The organism is Amycolatopsis sp. NPDC006131, from assembly GCF_040614175.1.
GTDB classification, from domain to species: Bacteria; Actinomycetota; Actinomycetes; order Mycobacteriales; family Pseudonocardiaceae; genus Amycolatopsis_E; species Amycolatopsis_E tucumanensis.
Genome location: NZ_JBEXTX010000094.1, coordinates 25,361 through 32,079 on the forward strand (window position 1 = coordinate 25,361; position 6,719 = coordinate 32,079).

Sequence of the window (6,719 nt, forward strand, 5' to 3'; positions counted from 1 at the left end):
ATTCACCGTCGAATCAGCGGCCGTCTCCCCACCGGCCGAGGAGGAGCAGCACCGATGCGCTCTCGTTCTCGTCTCCGCAGAATCCTGATCCCGGTCACCGTCGCCGCGGCGCTGGTGTCCGGGGTCGCCCCGCCGGGCGTCGCGCAGGGCGGGCTCGTCTCCGTCACCGATCTGCGCACCGCGCACCAGGACCGTCCACTTGGGACCGACCACACCACTCCCGTCCTGTCCTGGCAGAACACCGCTCAAGCCCGTCACCGCGAACAGTCCGCCTACCAGATCCAGGCCGCCACCTCGCGCGAAGCCCTCGACCGCGGCCGCGCCGACCTGTGGGACACCGGGCGCGTGCCCAGCGCCGACGTCGAAGCGACCTACGCCGGCCAGCCCCTCAGCAGCCGCCAGCGCGTCTACTGGCGCGTGCGCACCTGGTCCGGCCCCGCGCCCTCGGCGTGGAGCGAGCCGACCTGGTTCGAAACCGGCCTCACCGACCAGGAGGACTGGACGGCGGGCTGGATCACCCACCACGACTGGCAGCTCAGCCGCAAGCCGGCGCAGCCCGTGGTCGTCACCCTCCCCGCGCGGACCGCGCGCTACGTCCGCCTCGACGTCACCAAGCTCGGCCTCCCGCTCGCCGAACAGCCCATCGACAGCAACAACCGCCTCGTCACCACCGGCACCCCGCGCCGCTTCCCGGACCTGACCTACCGGCTGCAGCTCGCCGAGGTGCAGGTGCGCGACTCCGCGAACCCGTCGGTCAACTTCGCCGCCGGGCGCGAAAAGTTCGTCACCGCCTCGGAGACCGAGACCATCCGCAAGGAGTGGGAGCCCGGCCTGATCGCCGACGGCCTCACCACCTCCAACCCGGAGGAGGCGAGCAACGCCGGCTACCAGAGCGCGGCGCACGACAATCCGAATGCGCCGGTGTGGGTGACGATCGACCTCGGCGCCGACCGCACCTTCGACCGGGTCGTGCTCTACCCGCGCACCGACACCCTCACCGCCGACGGCAGGACCCCCAACTTCCCCGTCGACTACACCATCCAGACCGCGACGACCGCGACCGGCCCGTTCACCGTCGCCGCCACCGTCAAGGACCAGCCCACGCCGGAGAACTGGCTGCCCGAGGCCCTGCCGCTGTTCGCGAAGGACTTCACCGTCCAGGGCCGCGTGCAGCAGGCCCGCCTGTACGTCAGCGGCCTCGGCGTGTACGTGCCGAGCCTCAACGGCGCCCGCGTCGGCGACGCCGTCCTCGAACCCGGCAACACCGACTACGCCGACCGCGTCACCTACGCGGCCTACGACGTGACCGGCCAGCTCCGCGGCGGCGCGAACACCATCGGCATCGCGGTCGGCAACGGCACCGCGGACGCGCTGCACACCTCCGGCCGCTACCGCAAGTTCGCCCGCACTGCCAGCGACCCGCAGGTGATCGCGCAGCTCGAGCTGACCATGGCCGACGGCAGCGTGCAGCGCATCGCCACGGACCCGTCGTGGCGCACCGCGCTCGGCCCGACGACGGCGTCCAACTGGTACGGCGGCGAGGACTACGACGCCCGCCGCGAGATCCCGGGCTGGGACGCGCCGGGCGCGAACCGCGCCGCGTGGACGCCTGCCACCGCCGTCGCCCCGCCCGCGCCGACCACCAAGCTCACCGCGCGCAGCGGCGAGCCGGTCCGCGTCGTCGAACAGCTGCCCGGCGCGGAGGTGTCCCGGCCCGCGCCCGGCGTGCGGGTGTTCGACCTCGGCCGCAACATCGCCGGCATCCCGCAGATCACGCTGACCGCCCCGGCGGGCACCACGGTCCGCGTCTTCCCGGCCGAGGCGCTGCGCAACGGGCGGGTCGACCAGTCGAAGTCCAACGTCGGCGCGCCGATCTGGGACAGCTTCACCGGCAAGGGCGGCACCCAGACCTGGCACCCCGAGTTCTCCTACCGCGGCTTCCGCTACCTGGAGGTCGTCGGCGTCCCCGACGACGCGCGGTTGTCGGTCACCGGCCTGCGCACCATGGCCGACAACGACTCCGCGGGCGAGTTCACCACGTCCGACGAGATCGTCAACGGCATCCACCGCCTCACCCGGCACGCACTGGAGAACAACATGCAGAGCGTGCTGACCGACTGCCCGAGCCGGGAGAAGCTGGGCTGGCTGGAGCAGGACCACCTGGCGTTCGACACGATCGCCCGCAACTACGACGTCGAGGCCTACCTCGGCAAGATCGTGCAGGACATCGCCGACGGCCAGGAGGCCTCCGGCATGGTGCCGAGCACCGTCCCGGACTACGTGACGCTGGCAGGCAGCTACCGCGACGACCCGAACTGGGGCGGTGCCCTGGTCCTGCTGCCGCTCAAGGCCTACCGCACCTACGGCGACGATGAGCTGCTGCGCACCTACTACCCGGCGATGCAGCGGTACCTGTCCTACCTGGAGAGCCAGACCGCGCGCTGGATCGACGGCGGGGTCTACGACTACAGCCTCGGCGACTGGATCACCACGGAGAAGCCGGTGATGCCGCGCGCGATCACCGGCACCTTCGGGGTGTGGGCCATCGCCGACGGGCTCGCGCAGGTCGCGCAAGCGCTTGGCCGGGACGCCGACGCGGCCGCCTACCGCGCCCGCGCCGACGACCTCGCGCGGAAGGTGTGGGCGAAGTACTACAACCCGGCCACCGGCCTGTTCGGCGGCGGCGGGCAGGGCGCGACCGCACTGGCACTGGACATGGGCGCGGTGCCCGCGAACCTGCGGGCCGCGCAGGTGCAGCACCTCGTGGACAGCATCCAGGCCACCGGCTGGCACCTGATCATGGGCGAGATCTCGTTCCCGTCCGTGTTGCGCGTGCTGTCCGCGGCCGGGCGCGACGACGTCGTCTACCTGATCGCGACCCAGACCACCAGCCCCAGCCTCGGTTTCCAGGTCAAGGCCGGGCTGACCGCGCTCGGCGAGACCTGGGACGGCGGCAGCGGCCAGTCGCAGAACCACTTCATGCTCGGCGCGATGGACGGCTGGCTGCAGACGCGGCTGACCGGCATCGAGCAGACGGCCGATTCCACCGGGTTCCGGCGCCTGCTGATCGACCCGGCGGTGGTCGGCGACCTGACCTCGGCGTCGGGCAAGTACGAGAGCACCTACGGCGAGGTCCGCACCTCCTGGACGCGCACCGGCGGCGAGTACCGGCTGGAGGTCACCGTCCCGGTGGGCGCCACTGCCGAGGTGCACGTGCCGTTCGCCGGTCACGTCCCGCCGGTCGCCGACGGCGCCCGCTTCGTCCGCGTGGACGGCGGCGAAGCCGTGTTCGAGGCCGGCTCCGGCTCCTGGACCTTCCGCTCGCGAGTGTCCTGAGAGGACGACACCATGAGAAGACTCGTCTCCGTCCTGCTCGCGGCTGTGACGGCGGCCGGACTGGCCGCCGCGCCCGCCGTGGCCCAAACCCCCGATCGCCCGCCCGCCGCGACCACCGACCTGTCCCGTTTCGACCCGGCCGCCTTCGCGAACCCGCCGAAGGACAGCCGCCCGAGCGTCTACTGGTACTGGAACAACACGATCACGCCGGAGATCACCGACCGGCAGATGGCCGAGATGCGGGACAAGGGCATCTACGAGGCCGTGGTCTTCCCGTACGGCGGCGCGTCGATGCAGCCGGCCTTCCTCACCGAGGAGTGGTTCACGCTCATCGAGCACGTCCTGCGTGAGGCGCAGCGCACGGGCATGAAGATGTGGCTGTTCAACGACAACAACTTCCCGAGCGGCCGGGCCGGCCTGAAGGTCGCCGAGGAGCACCCGGAGCTGCGCCTCAAGGGGCTGCTGCGGTCCAGCCGGGTGGTGACCGGACCGGCGACGGTGACCCTCGCCGAGACCACCGGACTGGCCGTGGACACCGGGAAGCTCGTCGTCGACCCGGCGACCAAGCCGGGCGGCGCGGCGATCACGACCGGCGCCGGCTGGACCGACTACACGGTCACCGGCAAGGTCACGCTCACCACCGGCGGCACCCAGCTGATGGTGCGCAGCGACGGCACGAACGGCTACCTGGTCGATGTGGACGTCAAGGGCAACACGAGCGTCTGGCGCGTGGACGGCGGCACCCGGACCCGGCTCACCACCGGCATCCCGACGCCCGGGTTCTCCGCCACCCGCGCGCAGACGGTCACGGTGACGGTCTCCGGGAACACGATCACGCCGAAGATCAACAACACCGTGCAGCCCGCGGCCACCGATGCCACCTACGCCACCGGCTCGGTCGCGGTGTCGGCCGAGGGCACCCAGCGGTCGCAGTGGGACAACCTGTCGGTGACCGCGCCCGGCGGCACGGCGTTGTGGTCGTCGAACTTCGACGACGCCCGGGTGCTCGCGGACTTCCCGGCGACGCGGGTCAACCTCGCCGGGATCACCGCCGCGGCGGCGCGCCCGGCGGGCACGGCCGACCACCGGACCGCGGTCGAGCTGGACCCGGCGAAGGGCACCTGGCAGGTCCCGGCCGGCCAGTGGCAGGTCGACGTGTACTCGCAGGCGCTGCTGCGCGACGACTCCAGCGGTTACGTGCGCGGCTACCTGGACCTGCTCGACCCGGCGGCCACCGACGCGTTCATGGACACCGTGCCCGGCGAGTACGTGCGGCGGTTCCCGTGGGCGATGGGCACCGTGGTGCCCGGGTTCTGGGACGACGAGCCGTTCATCGCCTCCGCGCAGCCACACCCGTTCAAGCGGCTGCCCGCCTCGCCGGGCCTGGCTCAGGCGATCGTCGCCGCGGGCGGCACGCCCGGCGTGGCGTACATGGGCGCGGCGGACGGTCTGGATCCCACCGCCGACCCGGCCGCCGGGTACTACTGGCGCGCGGTGAACAACCTGTTCGCCACGAACTACTACCAGCGCGAGGCCGAGTGGATGGCGCGGCACGGCCTGCAGCTGCTGACCAACCCGCTGCTGGACGAGGAGGGCCCGCAGCAGCGCATGCACTCCACCGGTGACCTGAGCAAGGACAACCAGTGGGCGCAGGTGCCGGGCAGCGACATGATCACCGGCGACTACACGCTCGGCGAGCAGACGATGCTGGGCCGCAACGCCGCGTCCGCCGCGCACCAGAGCGGCGCGCCGCGCGTGGTGATGGAGACGTTCGGCAACTCGGGCTGGCAGGTGGCGCCGGAGTTCATGCACGCCACGACGGGCGCACTCGCGGCGCGTGGCGTGAACCTGACGTTCCTGCACGCCATGTGGACGGACGAGAACTCGGTGAACTTCCCGCCGCCGTTCGGTCCGCGCAGCACGTTCTGGGCGGACATGCCCGCGGTCGACGAGTGGATCGGCCGCGTGATGGAGCTGGGCCGCGGCGAGAACCTGGCGCGGACCGTGCTCGTGCAGCCGCAGCGGGCGGCCGAGCAGACCCGGGTGGCCGACGCCGAGCACTCGCTGGACGGGCAGTTCGCGGATGCCGCGTACGCGCTGGAGCGGGGTCAGGTCGACTTCGACCTGGTGAGTGACTCGTCGTTGTCCGGTGATCCGGTGGCGCGGTTCCAGGCCGTGGCACGCGCCGGTCAGCTGCACGTCGGCGAGGCGTCCTACCAGCTGGTGGTGCTGCCGGAGACGCCGGTGCTGGACGTGGAGACGGTGCGCACGCTGGCGCGGTTCGTGCAGGTCGGCGGGCACGTGGCCGCCGTCGGCCCGCTGCCGGCACGGGAGGCGCGCGGCCGGGACGCCGAGCTGGCGGGCGAGTTGCGCCGCCTGTTCGGTGACGCGGGCGCGGCGTGGCAGCGTCGCGGCGCCGGCTCGGTCGCGGTCGTCGGTGATGCCGAAGCGTTGCCGGGTCTGGCCCGGGCGTACGCGGCGGCGCAGCTGGAGCCGGCGGCGCCGAGTGTGCGGGTCTCGCGGACCGCGCGTGGCAAGGACGTCGCGTACCTGCTGAACAACGAGAGCGACCAGGTCGTGACGACGACGGCGACGTTCCCCAGCGGGGGCGTCCCGGAGATCTGGGACCCGCGCACCGGATCGACCCGCACGGCGACCGCGTACCGGGCGGAGCGGGACGGCGTGGCGGTGCCGGTGCGGCTGCAGCCGTACGAGACGCTCGCGGTGGTCTTCCGCCACGGCGTCCGGGAAACCGCGCACCTGACCGACGGCACGCTGCCTGCGGAGGTGGTCACGGTGGACGGACGGTCGTTGCAGGCCACGGTGATCGCCGACGCGCCCGGCGAGTACCGCCTGTCGGGCGCGGCGAACGGCCGGAGCTACGGCGGGGTGGCGACCGTGACGGACGCGCTGACCCCGATCCCGCTGGCGGGCTCGTGGCGGGTGCGGCTGGAGAAGCCTGGCGCCGTGGAGGCGGAGCGGCCACTAGGTTCGTGGACGGCCTTCGACCCGACGTTCTCCGGCAGCGCCGTCTACTCGACGACGGTTTCGCTGACCGCGCAGGACCTGGCGAACCGCCACCTGGTCCTGGACTTGGGCGAGGTGCACGATCTGGCCACGGTGACCGTGAACGGCTCCGCGCTGCCCACAGGGCTGTGGCGACCGTACACAGTGGACGCGACAGCGTGGTTGAAGCCCGGCGAGAACACGATCGCGGTACGGGTGACCAACACGCTGGCCAACTCGCGCAACAAGATCCTGCCGTCGGGCCTGGTCGGCCCCGTGGTGCTGCGCTCGGCCAGGCCCAGCTCCCACGGGCCGCCCGCGTGCTTGATCGAGGACAGCGGCGAGGCACCGGTGCCGCCGTCGTGACCGGAGATCAG

At 72.4% G+C, this 6,719-nt stretch carries 1 protein-coding gene and 2 pseudogenes; 2 read left to right on the forward strand and 1 reads right to left on the reverse strand.

Translation table 11 applies throughout. The features are described from left to right. Positions 1 to 54: 54 nt before the first annotated feature. Both ABZ215_RS33680 and ABZ215_RS33685 read left to right on the forward strand, forming a co-directional pair. Positions 55 to 3,336 (forward strand): family 78 glycoside hydrolase catalytic domain, encoded by a 3,282-nt coding sequence (locus ABZ215_RS33680; protein ID WP_354954356.1) that lies wholly within the window; start codon positions 55 to 57, stop codon positions 3,334 to 3,336. Between the two features lie 1,431 nt (positions 3,337 to 4,767). Next, positions 4,768 to 6,567 (forward strand): annotated as a pseudogene (locus tag ABZ215_RS33685) (glycosylhydrolase-like jelly roll fold domain-containing protein); the annotation flags it as partial. 98 nt (positions 6,568 to 6,665) lie between these two features. On the opposite strand, the pseudogene ABZ215_RS33690 reads toward ABZ215_RS33685, so the two are convergent. Next, a pseudogene (locus ABZ215_RS33690) lies at positions 6,666 to 6,719 on the reverse strand (hypothetical protein); the annotation flags it as partial.